Source organism: Bacillus cereus group sp. MYBK245-2 (genome assembly GCF_051916145.1).
In the GTDB taxonomy this organism is placed as follows: domain Bacteria; phylum Bacillota; class Bacilli; order Bacillales; family Bacillaceae_G; genus Bacillus_A; species Bacillus_A pacificus.
On the sequence record NZ_JBQAGB010000016.1, the window covers coordinates 19273 to 40914 of the forward strand.

Sequence of the window (21642 nt, forward strand, 5' to 3'; positions counted from 1 at the left end):
GAGGTTAATTTTGAAAATTCCAAAGACAGCCAAAGTTAGTATCCCCTTTCCATCCGTATGGGGGATTGATGCTTCTATTGCGGGGAGATCCATTATTAGAGGTATACTTACCATTGATTCCATTGTAGACAACAAAGTAGTAGGTACAGTTAATTTTCGTGGTATACCTATTCCGATTAATGGGTATTGGGACGAAAGCGCTAAACAAATAAGTTTCGATTCACCATATGCCTCCTTTTTTGGCAACTTGACAATATTTGATGAGACCGCTATAAGCATTCGGCATTTCGTTTTAAGTGGACGGTTTATAATGAAACCTCCCTCTTTGCTGGCTGGTGAATATGGAAATTGGATTGCTACAACCTTTACACCCCGTTTGGGACCTCCCATATATACTAATGTTTTACCACCTGCTGGTGCCTTTTCAGTCTCAAGTATGCTCTTGGGACAGCAATTGTTTTAATTAGACCATGACTTTATAAAAACAACCTTCGTTTGTGATTGACTAAGGTTGTTTTTTATAAAGTGTTCTCGGAAAATACAGCCTTGCTTTAAATCTGAGTTTAGCGTATATCTCCGTTAAAATGTACTCGGAACCCTTTGATGATCGTGCCTAGTTAGATAAACAAATATTGATACTTCCTTATAGAAATAGCCTGCTTGGTTAGGTACGTTGTTTCACAATCCCCGGAAATTTTTAATATAAGTAATGAATGCTTATTTTTTTCCTTCCGATAGCTTTCTATATAAAGAAGCTCTAGATACATTTGTAATTTCACAAATTTGATTTACAGTCATATTTCCTTCTTTATATAGCTTTACTGCATAATTCATTCCTGCGTGATTTTTATGATATTTCTTTAACCGTCCTTTAAACTTCCCTTCTTTCTTTGCGAGCTCAATTCCTTCACGCTGACGCATACGAATAAGGTCTCGCTCTAATTGGTTAACACCAGCCATTACCGTAATTAAGAATTGGCTATATGGATTATCTTCTGATAAATCTAGCCATGTATCCTTAAGTGATTTTAAGCTTCCCTTTTTATTTCGTATTAAATCAATCAATTCAAATAAATCTTGCGTACTTCGAGTGATCCGAGTTAAATCTGTAACATAAATAATGTCACCTTCCTGTAAATCCTCTAACATTTTTTGAAGTTGTTCACGATCTTTTGTGGCTCCTGAAGTTTTTTCTTCATAAATAATATCCATTCCAATTTCGTTCAATTGCCGAAATTGTCTTGAAGGATTTTGGCTAGTCGAACTGACGCGTACATAACGGGGTGGCGTCAGGAAAATGCGGATTTACAACGATAAGGAATTTCCAATATAAAAAGCCTGATTTCCCATCACCTAAATTGAGAAATTAGGCTCTTTTTTCGTTACTCCATAAACAGCATTCTATTACTGAATATGTAATTTACTTCGGGATAACAGGGACCCAGAGTTCGTGTCTTGGTTTATGCTTCGGACCGTAATAACATTCTATACACGGTAAATTTGCAAGTTCATACTCGGAGGTAGGGACCCACTCGGAATATAAACGTTTCCATGCATCCACTATGTTCGGAAAAACTGCCCATGTACTTGCGGGAATAATAAGCGTCTCCATATTTTCTGGGGATTCCCCATCGTATCTTACGCCCATGAAATAGGAAAATTGTTCATCTGTGATGGCAGCTTCTTTTCCGCAAACCCCCAGAAGGCTTTCAAGCGTGCATTTTGGATTTTCCCATGACATATCTACTAGTTCTTGCATAAATCCATCTTTTTTCGCAGTGTTCCAAAGCGTAGGGATTGTTTTAAATGCTCTGCTTGTTTTTACTGGCTTGCTTTTTCCGACAATTCTTAATTCAAAATCAAGGTTTTCAATTCTGTAGTCCATCTCGGTATCTCCTTTAATAGAAATTTGAAAGGAAATTTTGGGAAAGGCTTTTAACTGTACCCCTCTATTACGAGCATTGGAAGGGGTTACCCCATGCATTTTTTGAAAAGCACGTGAGAAAGTATCAGAAGAAATATAACCATATTTAATTGCCACATCGATGATCCGAATATCACTTTTTTGAATTTCAAATGCTGCAAGTGTTAACCGTCTTCGTCTAATATATTCTGATAGCGATACACCTGAGATTGAAGAGAACATTCTTGAAAAATGAAACTCAGAACAGTTAGCTGCTTTTGCAATCTCTTTGTAGTCTATTTCTTCATCCAGGCTATTTTCAATGTAGTTTAACGCATTGTTCATTCTTTCTAGCCAATCCATAAGTTTACTCCCTTTCAATATTTACTTTAAAACAAAATAGATAATAATTACCGACATTTCATGCCTAAAAATGTTGGTGAAAAAATACACCTTTTGATAGAATCAGGACAAACTATTTGTTTCTTTCCGATAGATTTCTATATAATGAAGCCCTAGATACATTAGTAATTTCACAAATTTGATTTACAGTCATGCCGCCTTCTTTATATAGTTTTACTGCATAATTCATCCCTGCGTGATTTTTATGATACTTCTTTAAACGCCCCTTAAACTTTCCTTCTTTCTTTGCTAACTCAATCCCTTCACGTTGACGCATACGGATAAGGTCGCGCTCTAATTGGTTCACACCAGCCATTACTGTAATTAAGAATTGGCTGTATGGATTATCCTCTGATAAATTTAGCCATGTATCCTTGAGTGATTTTAAGCTTGCCTTTTTCCTTCGTATTAAATCAATCAATTCAAATAAATCCTGCGTACTCCGAGTGATCCGAGTTAAGTCTGTAACATAAATAATGTCGCCTTCCTGTAAATCCTGCAACATTTTTTGAAGTTGCTCGCGATTCTTTGTTGCACCAGAAACTTTTTCTTCAAAAATAATATCCATCCCGATTTCGTTTAATTGCTGAAATTGCCTTGAAGGATTTTGGTTAGTCGAACTGACACGTATATAACCAATTTTCCGCAAAATATCACCTCATTTTTGAGATAAGTCTTATGAGACACTCTTAACTATGATTTTATCAGTCTACTATGTCACTTTTGGAGTTATTTTGCGCTTGTTTTAAGTAATATTTTGCATTATAAGTAAATATAAAAACGCTATCATCATATAAAACGATAGCGTTTTTATTTACTTGATTCCGATTACTAAACTATCTCGTGCGGCTTCAACAACTTCTGTTGTTATTGTTTCAAGCTTATTAATTTCGAGTATTCTTTCAATTTGAGTGAACAGTCTCTGTATGAGCCTAAAGTTCCCTCCAGTAATCTTTATTATGCTAGTTATTGCCTCATAATCGGAAAAGTCCTCAAGCTTTATAGAAAGTCCTAACTCTCTCCATTTATATTCCAAAATATGATGGGTTTCATCTTTACTAAGTTTATCAAATTCATGGGCAAATCCAATTCTAGAGTAGAGTTGAGGGTATCGAGCTAATCGCTTTTCAATGCCAGGCATTCCAATTAATATCATCGCTATATCATTTCGATCGTAGATATCCCTAAGTTGTTCTAAATTTTGTACTTTTAGGCGATCTATTTCATCAACAATAATCAGGTCGATATCTTCATAAGCGTCAGTGGAGTACTTTTCTTCTTCTCCCTTAGTAAGTACTTTATACATAGTTCTTACCATGTTCATTCTAATTCCAATAGTATGAATCTCGTCAGTCATTTTAGTGGCTCGTACAGCTGGAGCTGTATAAAAAATTGTCCTAGCCTCAAGTATTTTTTCATCTGCATCTTGGCCAATTTCATTTGCTGTTTTATAAGCTATTTGTTTTTCAATGGAATCCCAATTTGCATAATACCTTGAGGACAATGTTTTTCCTACACCCGGTAATCCATAACAAATGCCTATATATTTATATTTGATACATGCATCACAAAACTCGGCAAATCGCTTATATTCTTTTGTTTCAATAAATTTTTGACCTTTATTCATTGAAATACCTCTTTAACTTTGACTTTGACTTTTTGGTAGGTTCATTTATTTTGTTCTCTAGATCCTTTTTCTTTGACAAGGCAATTTCTTCTACAACAGTTTTTCCAGAATCGAGTTGCTTTTTTAGACTTCTCCGTATTTTATTTCGTGCTGAAACAATCTCTTTTAAATCTACTGTATAATCGGAGATTTCAGGGGAAATAGCCGTACATAAGTATTTATCTTGATAAAACACTCGAATCTCCGCAATGTCTCTTGGATTATAACGAATAATGACAGTTTCTCCAATGTATGCAGCTAGATTTGTGTCTATATATCTAAGTCCTTGGAAGTGAATCCCGTCAGAATGAACCTTCCTTGGTTTCGCTACATTTAGCAATAATAAATCAAGACTTTCCAAACTCTCAGGCATATTGGGAAGAAATCCAGAATTATTCCACGCCTGTATCGGTTCTTTTTTTGTTGTACTGTGAACCCTATGGTGATAGTTACTTATAATGAAATTTGATAATTTTTCATCTAATTCTTTAATGGTAAGAAGTGAAGTGCTAGTCTGATTTCCCAAATAACCGGGTAAATCTTGCAGAAACAATTGATTAATGGTTAAAAAGAATCTCTCTATTTTCCCACGCCCTCTTGGAACACCAACTGTAGAAAAAACTAGATTAATTTTTAAATCAACTGCTACTTGCTCTAAATGGTTGGATGTAAAGTCACTCCCATGGTCTGTATAAAATATTTCAGGAATCCCACATATTTTCCAATCGGGATTGCTTTTTTTCCATATTGCTTGGTGTAAGACCAAAGATGTATGTATAGCAGAGGGATTTTCAAAAGTTAAGAAATATCCAGCGACTGCTCGGCTATAATCATCTAAAATGATTGTTAGCCAAGGTCTTTCTGGTTTTCCTTTTTCATTTAAAACTATAATGTCTAATGGGGTATGGTCTGCTTGCCAAATTTCATTGGGGTAGCTTGCCTCTCTTCGATGAATTAAATCATATTGATTGTTGTATGCTTTTTGGCCATCATGCGCTAACTTCTTCAGGCTTGGCAAAAGGGACTGTGATACCTTATGCACTTGATAATAACTTGGTTTTTCCCAGCCTTTTTTCTGACATTGCTCACAAATCATCCGATGAATAGACGTTAATGAATTCCTTTTGTACTTCAATATCAATTGTTCGATCGACACGACAACTTCTGGCTCTAAATGTGTTTTGCCGGCATCACTTCTTGTTTTTCGAATTAAACCTTTTAATCCATTTTGTTTATAGTCCTGAATCCAGTATTGCAGCGTTCTTTTGGCAATACCGGTTTCTTTTATAATAACAGTTAATGTTTTCTCATCGGTAAGATAAGGCGCAATGATTTTATACTTTACCATTGCTTCTCGACGTTGTTCTTCTGAATAAGCCGTTAATGGAGGATGTTCATTTTGCATTAATAACCACCTTTCCGATTTATTGTCTTTCTAAATAGCGATAAATTGTAGTACGAGATACACCCCATTTTTCTGCGACATCTTTGATAGGTGTACCACTTTCAATTAGGGATTTCATCATTTCTATGTCTTTCAATCCAAACTTTTCTGGTCTGCCACCGAGCCTTCCTCTTGCTCTAGCTGCCACTCGACCGGCAGCCGATCTTTCTTCTATTAAATTACGTTCAAATTCAGCAAAAGCTGCGAATAAGTGAAACATCAATTGTCCTGTTGCATTACTTTTATCCATTGTTAGGTTTTCTTGAAGACTATGAAAACCAATACCACGTTTATTTAAGTTATTCACAATTTGGATCAAATCTTGCATGTTGCGTCCTAGACGATCCAATCGCCAAACTACAATTGTATCGCCTTCACGTGCATAATGAATTGCTTCCTCTAAACCAGGACGTTGTTTTTTTGTTCCACTCATTTTATCGTGAAAAATCTTCTTACAACCATATTGAGTTAGTGCATCTGTTTGTAAATCTAAATTTTGTAATCCTGTAGATACACGTGCATATCCAATTAACACCAATTATCACTCTTTCTAATTTTTACTCTATTACCATTGTAACATAAGATAGAAACACATTGGTTATTGAACATAGAATAATGAACAGAGTTTTATTACATATAAGACAATAAAACACGCTTCTTTTAAATCAAAAAGAAGCGTGTTCAGAAAAGGACGAGTTTTGGAACAAATATTGGGTTTAAGAAATATTGGCAGGCTGCTTTTTTGATAAAAAGCGCTTTTTTAATTTTGTTCCGCAATCGGTCCATATTCTGGAATAAGTGATTGTATAAATAATTAAATTTTGAGATAATTATCATTAAGGAAAAGGGAGTTTAAATGGAATAAGATTGCTCACTAAAAGAAGTAATGAAAATATGACTTATAAGGGGTAGAGTTATGAAGCATAAAACATCAGAAAGATTATTTAGAATAGATTGCGGATATATATATATCCAAGAGTTTTCCATTAAAGATGCAGATAGTATATACAGAATTTCAAATCAACCCGAAATATTTAAGTTCTTGCCAGACTGGAAATCAACAAAAGAACAAAGGGTAGATTGGGTTACCAATTATGAAATACCAGCAAATAAAGCCTTTCTTGATGCCGCTGTAAATACATCAAACATAGATGGTCATTTTTTAAAACTAGGGGTATTTATTAAGGAAACAGATGAATTTATTGGTTGGTGCTGTACAGGCATTAAAGATGAGCTACCTTCACCGAATAGAGAAATTATGTATGCCATTTCAAGTGAATTTCAAAAGAAAGGATACGCTACTAAAGCGTCTAAAGGATTGATTAACTATTTGTTTACAAATACAAATTTAGATGTCATTAACGCAGTAGCTTTAATTAACAACGTTTCATCAAATAAAGTTATTGAAAAATGCGGATTTACTTATCTGAGTCAACAAACGATAGAAAATGAATTATATAATCACTATATATTGAATAAATCAGAGTGGATGAAAAAGCATTAAATGAAAATGTTGTTGTTCCAGAAAAGGGCGCTTTAATGGAGCAACGAAAAAAGCCTAATTTCTCAATTTTAATGAGAAATTGGGCTTTTTATATTTACTCATAGTGCAAAATAGCGCTTAAAATAGGTGCAAAATAACTCCTAAATTGACATCAGTAAAATAAGGGTGTTGACTAGTATCATAACTTATAGTCATAAGTGAAATGAAAAAGAGGTGCATTTTCGTGAAGTATGGTTATGCAAGAGTATCTACTTTGAATCAAGATTTAGAAAACCAAATAGCAACATTAGAGAAAGAAAATTGTGATTTTATTTATTCTGAAAAATATACTGGAACAAAAACAGATCGGCCAGAATTTCAAAAGTTATTGGCCAACTTAAAAGAGGGAGATACTTTAATTGTTACGAAATTGGATCGTTTTGCACGATCGACAGTAGACGGGATTCATACAATTAAGAATCTATTTGAAAAAGGAGTAAAGGTGCATATTTTAAATATGGGCTTAGTTGAAAATACTCCAACTGGAAGACTTATTTTTAACATTATGAGTGCATTTGCAGAATTTGAACGTGATATGATTGTCGAAAGAACGCAAGAGGGAAAAGCACTTGCTAAATTACGGGCGGACTTTAGGGAAGGGCGACCTAAAAAATATCAAAAAAAACAAATCGAACACGCCTTATCTCTTCTCAATCATCATTCTTATAAAGAAGTAGAAGAAAAGACTGGTATTTCGAAAAGTACACTTACAAGAGCTAAGCGACAATTGAAAAAAGAGCAAGATACTTAAATTAAATTATATTTTTAACAGGAAAACATTACGGACTAGAGCAGCTATCCTGTCAGTATGCTGATAAGATGTCATCTAGTTAATAAAGGAGATATGTTATGGTTAGTATGCAAGAAACAGCTTATCCCCGATTAAAGAGTTGTCCAAGTTTTACAGAATTAGAAAAACTTTTTTCACCCAGCTCAAGTGAAATTTCATGGGCAAAACAGAAAGCACGTAACTCGTTTTCGCAATTAGGTCTATTAACAATGCTAAAAACATTCCAATGTCTAAATTATTTTCTTCCAATCAGAGATACTCCACCAGTTATTATTGAACATATTGCGAGAAAAGCAAAGCTTAATCTACCAGAGCGAGAAGAATGGAGTTCTTATCATCGTTCTGGTACAGGAATCCGTCAAATCGCTATGATTCGTGAATATCGTCGAGCTAAAATGTTTAATGACCAAGCTCGTCAAGTCATGTTTAATATTATGAAAACATCTGTATTGGAAAAGGACGAAAAAAGCGATATCATTAATATTGCAATTGATGAGCTAGTCAAACACAGCTATGAGCTTCCTGCTTTTAGTACACTTACAAAAGCTGTAGACCATGTACATGCTGAAGCATATCGTACTTTATATCAATCCATTTCAGATGCATTAACAATTGAAGAAAAACAAAAGATAGATCAATTGTTTCAGAGTAGGGAAGGTTCTACTTATTCTGATTGGAATGTAGTGAAACAAGATCCTGGACGTCCCACTTTATATCAATTAAGACGCTGGATACATCGAAAAAACTGGCTCAACGAACGGTATGTAGGTTCTGATTTTTTTCAACGTCTCCACATTCCGCCTGCAAAAATTGAAAGATTAGCAGCTGAGGCTAAAACATTAGATGCATCTCGAATGAAAGAATTGGAGGCGCATAAAAGATATACATTAGCTGTCTCACTATTATCTGTCCAATTTGCAAGTACTATTGATGATATTGGAGAAATGTATATAAAGAGGATTGCTAGTTCGCATAAAAAGTCTGAAGGTTCCCTTCAAGAATTGAAAAAAAAGAAAGAAAAACAAACTGATAACTTAATTGCGATTCTACATAATACGGTACTTGCATTTCAGTCCGAAGGATCGATAGAGGAAAAGGTGCAAGAATTAGAAAATATAATTGGCGGAACCTCTGGTCAACGTGTATTAGATGATTGTGAAAATCATTTAGCTTATGCTGGAAACAATTACTTTTCATTTATATGGAAGCATTTAAAAAGCAGTAGAGCAGAGTTAATGAAAATATTAGAAACGTTAGAATTTAAATCAACAAACCAAAATAAAGGGTTAGAACAATCCATTTTATTTTTAGTGAAAAATAAAATGAAGAAATCTGAATGGATTCCTATTATGGACTTAACTAATCAAAAAAATAATGAAGCTGATTCACATACAACGTCTGTGGTTGACCTTTCCTGGATACCTGAAAAATGGTGGCGATGGATTCGTCCACATCAGAGAAGGAACGCTCCTCCTGAAAAGATTCATCGGCGCCATTTTGAAGCCTGTGTTTTTTCTCAGATTTGGTTGGAATTAAAGTCTGGAGACTTATATATAGAAGGAAGCGATAAATATGCAGATTATCGAAAACAATTAATTTCTTGGGATGAATATCAAGAAAATGTCGCTACTTTTTGCAATCAAGCAGGACTTCCTACGACTGCTCAAGAGTTTAAAATGCAAGTTTACAACAAACTAGAAAAAAGGGCTAGAAGTGTAGACGTTTCTTTCCCAAAAAACAAAGCTGTCACACTACGTAATGGTGAGCCAGTTATCACAAAACCTAAAAAGAAAAGAGTATCTCCTTTGTTAAAAGCCGTACGAAAACGTATTGATGAAAAATTGGTTCCCATTAATGTATTAGATTTATTAGGAGACACAGAATATTGGTTAAACTGGACTCGTTTTTTCGGCCCGATTTCTGGTCATGATGCAAAGTTAGAAAAGCCACCTGAACGCTATTTGACAACTGCTTTTTGTTATGGATGTAATTTAGGTCCCACCCAAACAGCACGCTCTCTAGGAAGTGTAGATCGAAAACATATATCTTGGATAAATGAAAGACATATTACAGAAGAAAACATTCAAAAAGCCATTGAGTGGATTATTAATGCCTATAATCGATTTAAATTACCTAAATATTGGGGAAATGGAACTAGTGCTTCGGCTGATGGCACAATGTGGGATTTATATGAAAAAAATTTATTATCAGAAAATCATATTCGATATGGAGGATATGGTGGAATTGGTTATTACCATGTCTCCGACACTTATATCGCTTTATTTAGCCACTTCATTCCTTGTGGTGTCTGGGAAGGTGTTTATATTTTGGATCTTCTCATGAAAAATAAATCTGATATTCAACCTGATACTCTCCATGCTGATACCCAAGGACAAAATGCACCTGTTTTTGGGTTAGCTTATTTACTGGGGATTCAACTTATGCCACGTATTCGTAATTGGAAAGATTTAAAGTTCTTGCGACCAAGTAAAGAGTCTACCTATCAACATATTGATGGATTGTTCTCACACTCAATTGATTGGAATTTGATTGGAAATCATTATAAAGATATGTTACGTGTAGTAATGTCGATTAAAATGGGACGAATTCATCCTTCCACGATTTTAAATAAGTTAAATACATATAGTAAAAAGAACAAGTTATATCAAGCTTTTCGAGAGTTAGGTAGTGCCATTCGCACTTTATTTTTGTTAAAGTATCTATCAGATGAAAAATTGAGAAGTACAATTCAAGCAGCCACAAATAAAAGTGAATCTTTTAATGGGTTTTCAAAATGGCTATTCTTTGGTGGTGAAGGAATCATTGCAGAAAATAATCGAGAGCGTCAAAGAAAAATCATTAAATACAATCATCTAATCGCTAATTGCTTAATTTTTTACAATGTATTTCACCTTACACGGATTCTTCATGAATATATACAAGAGGGAAATAAAATTGATGCGGAAGTATTGTCTGATCTGAGTCCGTATTTAACATTTCATGTAAACCGCTTTGGGAAATACCGACTAGATTCTAATCGGCGCCCTCCAAATATTGAATTTGATATACCTGTATCACCGATTCCAATTGAAGGAACTGGTTAATCTAAGCAAGAGCGGGGACAATTTATATAACTTCCCCTCTTGCTTTACGTTTGCGAGTGGCTCCAAAAAGAAGGAATCGTTGCCGTACCCCTAGGTTGGGAACATATTAATCTACTAGGAGAATATCATTTTAATTCGGAGAAAGTGGTCTCGTTAGATTCTTTAAGACCATTAAAACTTTCTTAACGTTGTAAAAATGGGGGAATCGTCAGGAAAATAGGCTTAGCGTTGTAAATCCGCATTTTCCTGACGGGACCCCTATAAGTTCTTTTTTAATAGTAATAATGCAATAAGGAGAAAATTAACTTTCTTCTTATTGCATTATTGCTGGCTAAGTAGTTTAGAGTTTCTTGTCCTAAGTACAAAAAGTTTAGACTTTCATGTCCCGTTATTAAGACAAGAAAGTACCTACAAAGTTTATGATAAGGACTATTTTCCAACGATTGTTCATGAGATTTTAGTTTAGAGATTCATGTCTTTGTACATTACAGAAGCAAATCCATGTGATCTTATGGGTACGTGTAGGTTTAAATGTAGGTTACTTTTCTACTCTGTAACAAGTTTAAATATATAGTATATAAAAAATAAACAAGATAGATATGCTAGTCTATAGCTACTAGTGATTGGGTGTGTAGTAGGTATATATAAAGAACCCGACATTTGTGCCAGGCTCTTTTGGGTTATATTTGAGATTAGAGTTTGTTAAATTTAGTCTTTATTTCTTCTTTTTCTTTTCGCTCATCTTTTGGTGTACGCGTGAAGCATACGGAAATATTCCTTGTACCAATAAGCTTATGAGCATCGGGTAAAAGTTTTTCCGTTTTCGCTTTATTTTCTAAACTCCGTTTTTTTCCATTTAAATCATTATTAAGGAAACTGCGAAAATATATTTTGTCTTGTTCATTATCTTTACTGGTAGGATATGAATATGAACAAGCCAATCTATCCTTAAGCAGAATATTAGCTTTTGTTGGAATAGCGTTATGTAGAGCCTTGAAAAAATATAGTGGTTTAAAAGGACCGTTTTTATTATAATCAATTTCCAGGAACTCACAAAGTTTTTTGTATAAAATCTTATTCAGATCTGCTAATGGTAAGTGAAACGATTTGTAATTTTCTTCATTTTTGTATATTAACGGTAATTCCAAAAATTCGTTAGTGCCTCTTTTAAATAAGCCCAATGTGTATACTTTATTTGCTGTATCATCATAACTTTTTTTATCATCTATATCCCTTCCAGCGGCGTATTAGTGTTGATGGGGCATTTTCTTTTACAGGTTCATTATGACATATTTTAGTTATTGATATCATTAGAATAAAGAGATTATTTTTTAATGAATTAACAAATAAAAACCCTCCATTATCAGGAGGGTTTTGCTTTCTAAATAATTTACTTTTAAATTGTAGTCCTAATATTTTATTGTAACGGTCCTAATAACCCCATAATTTCTTTGGCTTTTTGGTTTTCAATGCTATAGTAAATTTCTAATCCTTGACGATTACCTCTTATAACCTTCCCTTTCATTTTAGATAAATGTTGGGAAACTGTTGATTGTGGAATGTTTAAAATTTCGGTCATTTGGGTTACATTTAGTGTTTTATGTTTAGAAAGCTCACTGATCAGTTTTAAGCGCATTGGGTGTGCCATAACCTTTAAAAGCTCTACATCCTCTTCTAAAATCGTATTTTCTACGTGTTGATTCGCAAAACTTGTCATAGTATCTTCTCCCCTTATTTGTTCTCTTCTCTTCTAATGTCATATAACTTCTGTAATACCTAATATCATTATATTTGAATGTTCTTTGTGAATTATAATAACTAAATTATACAATATCAATTTGTGTTAGTAGTGTAGTTAATGTGTGGTTTGTATGAAGTTTTAATTTGTAATGGTCTGAATGTAGCCTATTTATTAGACGGGACAAAATAATAAAGTATTATTAGGTAATAATATTTAAGTCATTAAGTATACAGGTAAGATTAGATTAGACTTGAATTAATACTTTACATAAACCATAACTAATTAAGTTGCCAAGCTCCTTTGCTTATTGCAAACTTTATGTTGTTTTCCGTTTATTACTAATTTTAGAATTACGTAGATATTATAAATTTCCGAATCTATATTTAACTATTTTAATGTTTATATATTAAAAAGTTTAAGGATATGTGTTATTATTTATATTGCAGGAATCATAGCTACCCTGCTTTTTTTAGTTACTAAGGAGGAGTGCAATGATGAGAGTTTTAATCGAGTTTTTGTTATTTATGTGTTGCCTTGCTTCTATTTTTCAGCTTGCATTGGTAATTAGACGTTATATGGCCATAAAAAAAGATTGGTTATTATGTAAAACAAAAGTCTTTAGTCAATCATGTGTGACTGGTTGTTATATTCTAGCTTTTTTTGTATTGAGATTCTATTAAGAACCTTTTATATAAGAATGGATACTAATGAATTTTAATTACCTTAGAACAAAAAAAGAACTTAGAAACCATAATACATAAAGGTTATAAGTTCTTTTTTGCTATTGAAACATTAAGTTACTGGCAGGTTTATTATCCATTTTACGAGAGTTTACAATTTCCGTATTACTCCCTCATTAATTCCAGTCATATAATCTCCATACATATTCCTTGCGAAAAGCTCGTTTTGTACTCCTAATTCCCATTTTTCGTTTGTAGCAGCTGCAAGATAAATAAACATATCTTTAACATGTAATTCAGTCTTCTTTTTATCATAATTGTCATAATTACTAAAGGAACTTATATACCTACAATACATCTCAAACAAGTGAGTTTCATCAAAATAAGTATCTCCTATGACACTGTAAACATGATCATTTCCAAAAAGGAACTCTGTCATTTTCGATATTAGGTCAAATTGATGCTCCTTTAGTACAAACCATTCTGCACCAAGGTGCTTAGTTTTTTCTGGTTCTGATTTATCATAACGAACTGCAGATGCAAGTTTAGAAATGTAGCTTCCTGTTATCACCACTAGCATATCTGCTAATTGTAATCCAACAAATTCTTTAGAATCCTTCTCTTCCATTATATTGCCAAACCCAATATTCTCAAATGGCTTAGAAGGTATTCCCTGATCAAGAATTAGTGTAGATTGCTCAGGTTCCCATATACCGTGTAACTTATTCTCACTTAACCATAAATCAACATCAGAGCTTACCTTTTCCCAGTCAAATGATACTTTTTCAAATACCACATCATTAGCTAATTTCTTCCCATTCCCAATGTCCTTTATCATTTTTTTGTAATATGCTATTTGGTTCCTCATTCTAGCAATATTCTTATGTTTTGCCACAAATTCTTTCAAATCTTTTTGAATAGAGTATAGTATTTCATTGATTGTTTTTTCTGGATCAAAAAGATTTCTAATAACCTCTTCAGATGCTTCTAATTCACAATATTTTGTGAGACTGTATTTAAACAAAATAGCAGAGTCGATAAATCTTTTTGCTTCCAGTTGGAGAATCCACTGTGTAAGTCTAGCATCAATAACCATCGACATTTTATTTACTGAAAATAGTAAGTTAGAGACATTTGCATCTAGTAGCATGTTAAATAAATTTAAATAAAAACTACTATTTACTTCTTTCATACTTGCAACGCCGAAATTGAAATTGCCTTTTAGAATATCAATTCCTTTTAGCTCTTTCTCAACTTTATTTTTTTGTCCGCTTCTATAGTTTTCAACCAGTTCCAGGTATTTTTTGTTAACATTTTCTAGGGAATCTTCTGGAATATAAAGTACATCGGCTACATAAGAACGCATTAAATCATCACCTAGATTTATTCTTCTATCGTCACGGTATGTATTTGGAATTCTGATTGTTTCTTGTGGTCCTTTTTCATCAATAAACACTTGTCCCATTGTTAATCATCCTCTCTTCTACTTAAGTCATTTAATTTTTACTACATTGTAAATGGATAAATAGTACACTCTAAAATTGCATTTAACGTTTTTTCTTAATGTTAGTATCTACAAATATATTATATATACGATATATGTGTTTTGTATGGAGTTACTGTAAATTTTTTGGGAAGTTTTCACAAAAGTAATCTATATAAAGAAAGCCTTAACTCTAATTTTTATGAATATGCTTATAGTTCAAAAAAGATAAAAGCCCTCCTGTGAATGGGAGAGCTTTTATCTTTCATATAAGTGAATCCGATTTTATGATTTTAAAAATGAATGTCGTCTGTTATACCCCTATAACGCTGACTTCATTATTATACTAATGTATATAACGGAAATCAATATTATAGTAATAGGTAGATTCCCCTGCTGCTCATCTTTTTAATAATAACATCATAAAAATTATATTTAAACATATATAGTTTTACGGTTTTAATTATTATATACTTATACAAGTGATTTAGCTCTTTATAAGAGTTGAAATTACGTTATATATAAGGAGTGGTTTGAATGAAAAACAAATTTGTGCGTATGATCATGTTAACGCTGGTAATGATAGTATCAATTTCAGCACTTGCAGCATGTGGAAATAATCGTAACCCTGAAGAAGTTGCTACAGCGTATTTCGAAGATGCAAAAGAAGGAAATGTTAAAGATTTTGGCGAGTTATTCACTCCTGAAGCGAAGAAAATCGTTGCTTTTGTGGGCGGAAATGCAGACCTAATGAAATCAGTTAGCAAGGATCTTAAAAGCTATAAAATTCGAAAAGTCGAAGAGAAAAATGAAATTGCTACAGTAACTGTTGATGCTGTATATAAAGATAATCCTAAAAAGGTAATCGTAATTGAACTAGAGAAAACGGATGATGGTTGGAAAATTAGTAAATCATAAAAAAACGGTCTAGAATTCTAGGCCGTTTTTTTTACTTCCTCAATCTTCTTCAAAATCACGTAGACTAGCAAGTAATTCTGTGAATGTTGAGCAAACAGGATATATTGCTTCTTCTATGTTATCCTCCTCATGCTCCCAAAATACTACTGTTGGTGATTCAGGACTGTTACGGTAATCAAAACATAGATGATTCCCAAATGAATCCTTGCCAAAAGGATATACTTTATTTGCTAATCTATCTTTTATATCATTATAAACTTGAATGATTGAATTTCTACTTTCTAAATCAAAAGTTAAAAGCTTACTAAATACATTCTCATCCTGTCCAGGTACATCAAATATTTTTGGTCTTGGATAACCACTATCATATTTTTTTACACATTCCACAAAATCCATAGGGAATTTTATGTTAAAATATTGTTCTACTTTCTGGATGTTTTCATCTGTAATTTCTTTTTTATTTACTCCAATCCAAGTAACGTTGCTCATATATAATCCTCCTTACTTATCGCTGTCTTTTCCCCAAATTTTATATCCACCAGTGTGGCCTGTTTTCCTATGTGTTTCATAATCAACAAGTTGCATTCGTCCTGCTTCTTGATGATGATGCCATGTATAATTTTCTGGTACCTCACCTAGTTTAAATAACTCTATTTCTTCTTCTGTGAATTTTGCAGCTAATTTAGGGTCTTTCATTATTTGTTCGTATAATGCTTTACTACATATTCTATCATGTGTTGGTCTAGACTTTTTAAAATCAGCTTCTTTTAATTTAACTTCAGAAACGGGTTTAAAGATAGGAAAACCATCTAAATCATACGGAATGCCTGTAACTGGATGTTTATCCCCCGCTAGCTCACCCAATCTTAATCTTATTGTTTTCGGACCATTTGGACCCTCATAAGTATATGGAGCTGCTTTCTGTAAGTACTGTTTAATACTACCGACTCCCGCATATGAAAGGTGGTTTCCAACCTTGAATTCATAGTTGTTTAATATATGTAGTGCATTTCTATATGCCGGAGAATTAATTACAAGTGATTTTCCTTTAGTAAAACCTGTAATAGCAGCTACCTTTCCAACTTGTCCTGCTTTACTAAGACCTTTATCACCCAGAAGCCCGAGTCCTAACGTTGCTATACCATAAGCTACATAATGCTCTCTACTTTCCAGATCCCCATTCCAAAATTTATTCATAAATGTATCTGATACAGTATTCCATGCAGCAGGAATAGTCTCCCTATAGTTTACAATCGCATCTCGCATATTAAGCCAGGTTTCTTTATCACCTAAGGATATCAGTCCTTCCCACGCATCCACTGCACCATCTACAAACCCATTAGAAATACCAGTCCACGCAGCATTTAAATCTTTTTTATTGAAAAAAGACTCTTCTGATTTTGGAGGGAGTTTTCCGCACATGGCTCCTTCTTGAATATCAGAGTCAACTAAATTTCCGCCATACAATTCATCCGCTTCTCGGAATTTAACAGCTGCACGTTCTAATTCTACTGCGATTTTATCTAATTCTTGCAAGATGTTAAACATCATTGGCTTTGCTTCATTAAACATCTGATAGAAACGATCACTGCTTGCTCCGCTCCACTGAGAAGCTATATATTCAGTTTGAGAGTATAAATCTTTATGTATATATTCTAATGACGACCTCGTATTTCTTACGGTTTTAGCAGCTTGTTCTAATTGTTCCGGTGTTACCTTAATTTGTGTGCTCATTCCATCCCTTCTTTGCATATATATTATGAAAATTATAACATATCATTATTTCATTAATGGTTATCATTTGAAAATATCCGTTCCTAAAAAAGATAAAAGTTACAACAATAGTTGCAACTTTTATCTGAAATATTAATCTTCCTTGATTTCTTCCCAACACTCATCACATACTTTATCCGTAGGGGAATTCAATGTTTTTCCACATTTCATACATTTCCCTACATGATTAGGATGCTCGCAATATAGGCAAGTACCTATTTCAAATCCGTTATCTTCTGATAAGTTGATGCTATATTTATTACATTGTTCACAAGGAAAGGATGCTATGTCATCTTCTTCTATTTCAGGCATATAATTCTTCATAAAATAGGAAATTTCAGTTTCAATTATTTCGAGGTCGTCAATATCAAGCTCTGCCTCATTGTCTGGCATATATGTTCCTTGATCATCATCAAAGTATGAACTCCCGTTTGTAAACGTGATTTTAAAGGTAGTTTGCGGAGTGTTGTTATAAAATAATATAAAGTTCACTGTACTTTCACCACATTCAGAACTATCAAGTGCTACTTCTGTTGCCATGTGTAATGTACAATCAAAGTAATTATGGGTGATTTCGAACGCTTTTTCATTATTTAATAAATTTTGTTCTTCAAATTCTAACTCGATGTCACTACGATAATATAACATTTCTTGTAAATTACCAAACGCTTCAGAGACTATCGCTTTAAACTTTTCTAGGATTTCATCTTCATCTAGAATTTCTACTGCTGCTTCTTCACGTATTCTTCTACGATAATGAAGTTCTGCTTCATTATCGCCCATCATTTGCATAACTTCTTGTTCTTCTAGTTTTTCAAGATATTTTTCCATTTCCGAATCTAAATGATTATTGAATTTTTTTTCGGCTTCTGTAATTATTCCTAATAACTCTTCCATGATTTTTTTGTATTTTTTAAACAGCTTTATATCTATTAATTTGTTATGGGCTACGTGATTTCTATCCTCACAAAAGCCTTTCCACTTGCCTATAAATCTATCTAAATCACAAGAAAACCATGGCTCAAAGAATTCTTTACCAAAGTCCTTATCTACTTCCAATGTATCCTCTAAAATACCTGTTAATTTTTTTTTATGCATATCTAATTTTTGTCCATTTAATAAATCAGTCATAATATATTGGAATTTTCGAATGTCCGGATTGTCTGTATTTGGAGAAGCGAATAAGTTAACTTCTTTTACTTTATGTGTTTTAAAGGTCAAAATACTTATTAAATCTCCGGTATCTATAGACATTAAACTTGTATGTATATTTTTAAAACTATGTGAACGCCCTTTAAATTGTTCATCTCTTTCTTTATATCCTTGAACGAGCTTGGTAGGCATATATGTTTCCCACCAATTTCCACCTAAATTATAGAATAGAATTGTATTAATTAATCTTCTTAATGCGTTCTCTACTTTATGAACCTCGCCGTATAATATATCTGAAAACCTTTCAGCTTGTATATCTTGTAGCCACAGACATTCTTCCCATTCAACTAGCATTAAATCTTTTAACTTGGTTTTTAAATTATGTAGATTCGGATCTAGATGCGTCCAATAATCTCCAGATATTTCTACTTTTAATTGTGAAATTGTATTTGACCTGATATAGGTAAATGAGATAATAAATTCATTTATATTATCTATCACAATTGCGCATTTTCTAGTTTTAGTATTGGCCGAAAAAAAATTAAAATCATTTGTCCTCAAATCTTTTTTGATGTTCTCCAGAAGTTTTTTCGTATAACTTTCGAAATCAAAATCTGATTCTGAATTCTTTAGATTAATCATTACGAACTGTACTAATTCGCTCATCATGTAGTCCCCCATTAAATTTAAAAATAACATGCACTTAATGAAAGAATATAGAAACCTCTCATTCCTCTATTAGTTCTATTTTCTTCATTTATTGACCAAAAAATAAAAATATGGTATGTTTACTGTAGATTAGATATATATTGAATGCATATCCAATATATATTAAGTATAGTACTTAACTGAATTGCATAAACTAAAAAAGACGAGATGCGTCAACATCCCGTCCCATAACTGCTACTGTCAAGGTGGCTGTTATTATGCATTATCTTTTTCTTTTAGACCCACGCTTGTACTTTGGTCGGTGAAGCGCGGGTTTTTTGTTGTCTTTTTTTTCGAATTGCTTTTTCAGTGCGTATGCTGAAACCTCACGCACAACTGCTCTTGCAATTTCTTTTAAAAGTTCAAACAAAAATTCCATGTTATATCACCCCCTTTCCTTCCAAATGGAAAGAAGGGATAATAACAAGCCCACCTTCACACGATATACAGTTATACTCCTATTTTATCATATTCCTATTCATTTAAATAGAGAATCCACAATGATACATTCATTTTTGAATAATCTAGTTTACTATAATTAAAATATGTTTACTCGAAGGTTTTCACACTTAACCATAAATTTTATTAGAAATAGTAATTTTTTTGAATTTTATAATATTTATTTATCAAGTTTTAAAGATTTTAAACACCTGTGGTATATGTTACCATTTTATTAACCTATTAGTTACATTATTCTAATAAGTTAATAAAATAATAAGGGGGATTATTTATGTCAAAGTCAAAAATTAAAAAGATAGTTGGGGCGCTAAGTTTAACATCTTCATTACTTATTTCTGCAATGCCGGCAAGTGCTGGTTCAGGATTAATATGGGTTAGAGACAAATACCCTAATGCATATGAATTTGATTATAATGGCGCCAAGGGGACAGTTAAAATTTTTTACAGAGATAAAAAAGGAAATACTAAAACAAAGATAGAAAAATGCCATATGGATAACAACACATGTTATGTACCAGATAAATGATAAAAAAAGCACTCAATTCGAGTGCTTTTTTTACCTTGAATAAAATCGTCTTAAATTTCTCATCACCAATTCCAAAATTCTCTATATATAGTATATATGTTACTTTTTTTGTATTTTAAGAGAATTTTTTTGGAGCACACTCAAAAAAGGGGCTCTCAAATTCGTTTATAAAGAGCGTTGGTTATATCAGCAATACAATAAGATTCGATAGTTGTAAAGTTTCTTAAAAACAAAAATAGACCCCTTATAACGTTTTTCGTTTTTTAGGGATCTATTCTTTCTGGGATTCTATTCTTCTATTTCTTCTTTTACTTCTGCAGATAAAATGTCTTCAGCAAACTTCTTGTAGCCATTATACCCCTTCTTTGCAGCCTTTTTCTTTATTGCTTCTACTACTTTTTCATCAAGATAGAGACTTAAATGCTGCTTTTTTTCTTTCGATTCCTCTTTTGAACGGTTTTCAATTTTTTCTTTGAAAACTTCCAAATCCTTTTTTAAGTACAATCGTTCAGTAGATTTCCCTTTAGCAATCTCTTTAAAGGGCAATATCCCGTCTTTAGCGGCATTATGAACGTAAGTCTTAGACTTATTTAGAAATTCAGCTGCTTCTTTTAATGTTAAAGAGTCTTTGTATAATTCCTCTAACTTTTTTACATCTTCTTGTTCAAAGCGATATCCGCCATCTGCTTTCCAGGTAGCCAGATTGATAGGTTCGATCTGTTTATACTTAATTAAATAGCCTAATTGATTTTTTGTTAAACCTACCCTATCGCATACCTCTTCTAAAGATAAATAGTCCATTTCTCACCTCGTCCGAAACTTTCATTCTAGCTGTTGTTTAAATTTTCTTAGTTGATACTTTGTTAAACCTGTTTCTTTTACTACATCTGTAATTGAGTACTCCTTATACTGCAGATACTTAAATGGATTCTCCATATAACGTTCTCGTACCTTATTAAATGTACTCTTTTTCGATAAAGAATTCAATTGCTCTCCTTTCTCTCGGATGGAATCGAAAATGGACAACCTTTACAATGTTTGTAGTTTCTCTGTTTTGCCTGTTCTTGCTCATCTGTACAATTCACTGATAGGTTGTTCAGAGGGCAAATTGAACAATGGGTATCTTCTAAATTATGGATTTCTTGTAAAATTTTCAGACGAAGACTAGTCAAAAAAATCTCCTCCTACCGCATTTGGATTGAAATGTACAAAAAAATCAATTAAATATTTCCATTATACATTATCTAAACAGAAACGTTAAATAATAAGGTAAAAAATATATTTAAACATTTCATTCTATACCACAATAAATTATGTATTTATTGTGGTATAATTAGAATCATAAAATTT

At 32.8% G+C, this 21642-nt stretch carries 19 protein-coding genes and 2 pseudogenes; 6 read left to right on the top strand and 15 right to left on the bottom strand.

From position 1 onward, the window contains the following. The first annotated feature begins 10 nt into the window (after positions 1-10). Positions 11-463 carry a hypothetical protein gene (locus ACTFRN_RS22100; RefSeq protein ID WP_000701227.1) on the top strand — a complete coding sequence of 151 codons (453 nt, stop codon included), beginning with the start codon at positions 11-13 and terminating at the stop codon, positions 461-463. Positions 464-717: 254 nt separating this feature from the next. On the opposite strand, the gene ACTFRN_RS22105 is transcribed toward ACTFRN_RS22100, so the two are convergent. The 6 genes from ACTFRN_RS22105 to ACTFRN_RS22130 all read right to left on the bottom strand — a co-directional run bounded on the left by ACTFRN_RS22105 (position 718) and on the right by ACTFRN_RS22130 (position 5950). Continuing rightward, positions 718-1293: a recombinase family protein gene (locus ACTFRN_RS22105; RefSeq protein ID WP_033656251.1), complete on the bottom strand. Its 576-nt coding sequence runs from the start codon at positions 1291-1293 to the stop codon at positions 718-720. A 127-nt stretch (positions 1294-1420) separates the two neighbouring features. Continuing rightward, positions 1421-2266 carry an AraC family transcriptional regulator gene (locus ACTFRN_RS22110; RefSeq protein WP_000383881.1) on the bottom strand — a complete coding sequence of 282 codons (846 nt, stop codon included), beginning with the start codon at positions 2264-2266 and terminating at the stop codon, positions 1421-1423. A 112-nt stretch (positions 2267-2378) separates the two neighbouring features. Then, on the bottom strand, positions 2379-2954 hold the full coding sequence (locus ACTFRN_RS22115) for a recombinase family protein (protein WP_001226074.1): 576 nt from the start codon (positions 2952-2954) through the stop codon (positions 2379-2381). Positions 2955-3119: 165 nt separating this feature from the next. Next, positions 3120-3932 (bottom strand): AAA family ATPase, encoded by an 813-nt coding sequence (locus ACTFRN_RS22120; RefSeq protein WP_001032575.1) that lies wholly within the window; start codon positions 3930-3932, stop codon positions 3120-3122. Further along, the gene (locus tag ACTFRN_RS22125; RefSeq protein WP_001178744.1) at positions 3925-5376 is read right to left on the bottom strand and encodes a Mu transposase C-terminal domain-containing protein; all 1452 of its coding nucleotides are present in this window, start codon (positions 5374-5376) and stop codon (positions 3925-3927) included. Before ACTFRN_RS22125 ends, ACTFRN_RS22120 begins: the two co-directional genes overlap by 8 nt. 19 nt (positions 5377-5395) lie before the next feature. Continuing rightward, complete coding sequence (locus ACTFRN_RS22130; RefSeq protein WP_061114642.1) at positions 5396-5950, bottom strand: recombinase family protein; 555 nt, start codon at positions 5948-5950, stop codon at positions 5396-5398. A 381-nt stretch (positions 5951-6331) separates the two neighbouring features. On the opposite strand from ACTFRN_RS22130, the gene ACTFRN_RS22135 reads away from it, so the two are divergent. From ACTFRN_RS22135 to ACTFRN_RS22145, 3 genes are all read left to right on the top strand, one after another. Then, a complete protein-coding gene (locus ACTFRN_RS22135; RefSeq protein ID WP_000681199.1) occupies positions 6332-6919 on the top strand; it encodes a GNAT family N-acetyltransferase in 588 nt (195 codons plus the stop codon). A gap of 223 nt (positions 6920-7142) precedes the next feature. After that, entirely contained in the window at positions 7143-7709 is a 567-nt protein-coding gene (locus ACTFRN_RS22140; RefSeq protein ID WP_046648578.1) for a recombinase family protein, read from the top strand. Positions 7710-7807: 98 nt separating this feature from the next. Next, positions 7808-10852, top strand: coding sequence for a Tn3 family transposase (locus ACTFRN_RS22145; protein WP_046648580.1), 3045 nt, complete (start codon positions 7808-7810; stop codon positions 10850-10852). A 692-nt stretch (positions 10853-11544) separates the two neighbouring features. On the opposite strand, the pseudogene ACTFRN_RS22150 reads toward ACTFRN_RS22145, so the two are convergent. The 3 genes and pseudogenes from ACTFRN_RS22150 to ACTFRN_RS22160 all read right to left on the bottom strand — a co-directional run. Continuing rightward, positions 11545-12087 (bottom strand): annotated as a pseudogene (locus tag ACTFRN_RS22150) (DUF6037 family protein); the annotation flags it as partial. A gap of 182 nt (positions 12088-12269) precedes the next feature. Continuing rightward, positions 12270-12569: an ArsR/SmtB family transcription factor gene (locus tag ACTFRN_RS22155; RefSeq protein WP_000200275.1), complete on the bottom strand. Its 300-nt coding sequence runs from the start codon at positions 12567-12569 to the stop codon at positions 12270-12272. Positions 12570-13424: 855 nt separating this feature from the next. Beyond that, positions 13425-14738: a hypothetical protein gene (locus tag ACTFRN_RS22160; RefSeq protein WP_000531859.1), complete on the bottom strand. Its 1314-nt coding sequence runs from the start codon at positions 14736-14738 to the stop codon at positions 13425-13427. Between the two features lie 555 nt (positions 14739-15293). On the opposite strand from ACTFRN_RS22160, the gene ACTFRN_RS22165 reads away from it, so the two are divergent. Beyond that, positions 15294-15674 carry a DUF4878 domain-containing protein gene (locus ACTFRN_RS22165; RefSeq protein WP_000790845.1) on the top strand — a complete coding sequence of 127 codons (381 nt, stop codon included), beginning with the start codon at positions 15294-15296 and terminating at the stop codon, positions 15672-15674. 39 nt (positions 15675-15713) lie between these two features. Here the strand turns inward: ACTFRN_RS22165 and ACTFRN_RS22170 are convergent, their stop codons facing one another. The 4 genes from ACTFRN_RS22170 to ACTFRN_RS22185 form a co-directional block, all read right to left on the bottom strand. After that, positions 15714-16163, bottom strand: a complete 450-nt coding sequence (locus tag ACTFRN_RS22170) for an SMI1/KNR4 family protein (protein ID WP_000073371.1) — start codon at positions 16161-16163, stop codon at positions 15714-15716. 12 nt (positions 16164-16175) lie between these two features. Beyond that, positions 16176-17408, bottom strand: coding sequence for a WXG100 family type VII secretion target (locus tag ACTFRN_RS22175; RefSeq protein WP_000107157.1), 1233 nt, complete (start codon positions 17406-17408; stop codon positions 16176-16178). A 132-nt stretch (positions 17409-17540) separates the two neighbouring features. Beyond that, a complete protein-coding gene (locus tag ACTFRN_RS22180; RefSeq protein ID WP_002163384.1) occupies positions 17541-19268 on the bottom strand; it encodes a hypothetical protein in 1728 nt (575 codons plus the stop codon). Positions 19269-19530: 262 nt separating this feature from the next. Continuing rightward, positions 19531-19686, bottom strand: a complete 156-nt coding sequence (locus tag ACTFRN_RS22185; RefSeq protein ID WP_000394773.1) for a hypothetical protein — start codon at positions 19684-19686, stop codon at positions 19531-19533. Positions 19687-20037: 351 nt separating this feature from the next. On the opposite strand from ACTFRN_RS22185, the gene ACTFRN_RS22190 reads away from it, so the two are divergent. Further along, positions 20038-20292, top strand: coding sequence for a hypothetical protein (locus ACTFRN_RS22190; protein WP_000045596.1), 255 nt, complete (start codon positions 20038-20040; stop codon positions 20290-20292). 288 nt (positions 20293-20580) lie between these two features. Here ACTFRN_RS22190 and ACTFRN_RS22195 read toward each other — a convergent pair whose 3' ends face one another. Continuing rightward, a complete protein-coding gene (locus ACTFRN_RS22195; RefSeq protein ID WP_000386116.1) occupies positions 20581-21093 on the bottom strand; it encodes a helix-turn-helix domain-containing protein in 513 nt (170 codons plus the stop codon). A gap of 21 nt (positions 21094-21114) precedes the next feature. Further along, positions 21115-21464: pseudogene (locus ACTFRN_RS22200) on the bottom strand (transposase). Positions 21465-21642 lie beyond the last annotated feature (178 nt).

What these genes read in the sequence shown, in the direction of transcription:
- ACTFRN_RS22110 (WP_000383881.1), bottom strand. Translation starts at nt 2,266, where the DNA reads ATGGATTGGCTAGAAAGAATGAACAATGCGTTAAACTACATTGAAAAT.
- ACTFRN_RS22120 (WP_001032575.1), bottom strand. Translation starts at nt 3,932, where the DNA reads ATGAATAAAGGTCAAAAATTTATTGAAACAAAAGAATATAAGCGATTT.
- ACTFRN_RS22125 (WP_001178744.1), bottom strand. Translation starts at nt 5,376, where the DNA reads ATGCAAAATGAACATCCTCCATTAACGGCTTATTCAGAAGAACAACGT.
- ACTFRN_RS22135 (WP_000681199.1), top strand. Translation starts at nt 6,332, where the DNA reads ATGAAGCATAAAACATCAGAAAGATTATTTAGAATAGATTGCGGATAT.
- ACTFRN_RS22145 (WP_046648580.1), top strand. Translation starts at nt 7,808, where the DNA reads ATGGTTAGTATGCAAGAAACAGCTTATCCCCGATTAAAGAGTTGTCCA.
- ACTFRN_RS22155 (WP_000200275.1), bottom strand. Translation starts at nt 12,569, where the DNA reads ATGACAAGTTTTGCGAATCAACACGTAGAAAATACGATTTTAGAAGAG.
- ACTFRN_RS22160 (WP_000531859.1), bottom strand. Translation starts at nt 14,738, where the DNA reads ATGGGACAAGTGTTTATTGATGAAAAAGGACCACAAGAAACAATCAGA.
- ACTFRN_RS22165 (WP_000790845.1), top strand. Translation starts at nt 15,294, where the DNA reads ATGAAAAACAAATTTGTGCGTATGATCATGTTAACGCTGGTAATGATA.
- ACTFRN_RS22170 (WP_000073371.1), bottom strand. Translation starts at nt 16,163, where the DNA reads ATGAGCAACGTTACTTGGATTGGAGTAAATAAAAAAGAAATTACAGAT.
- ACTFRN_RS22175 (WP_000107157.1), bottom strand. Translation starts at nt 17,408, where the DNA reads ATGAGCACACAAATTAAGGTAACACCGGAACAATTAGAACAAGCTGCT.
- ACTFRN_RS22180 (WP_002163384.1), bottom strand. Translation starts at nt 19,268, where the DNA reads ATGATGAGCGAATTAGTACAGTTCGTAATGATTAATCTAAAGAATTCA.
- ACTFRN_RS22185 (WP_000394773.1), bottom strand. Translation starts at nt 19,686, where the DNA reads ATGGAATTTTTGTTTGAACTTTTAAAAGAAATTGCAAGAGCAGTTGTG.
- ACTFRN_RS22190 (WP_000045596.1), top strand. Translation starts at nt 20,038, where the DNA reads ATGTCAAAGTCAAAAATTAAAAAGATAGTTGGGGCGCTAAGTTTAACA.
- ACTFRN_RS22195 (WP_000386116.1), bottom strand. Translation starts at nt 21,093, where the DNA reads ATGGACTATTTATCTTTAGAAGAGGTATGCGATAGGGTAGGTTTAACA.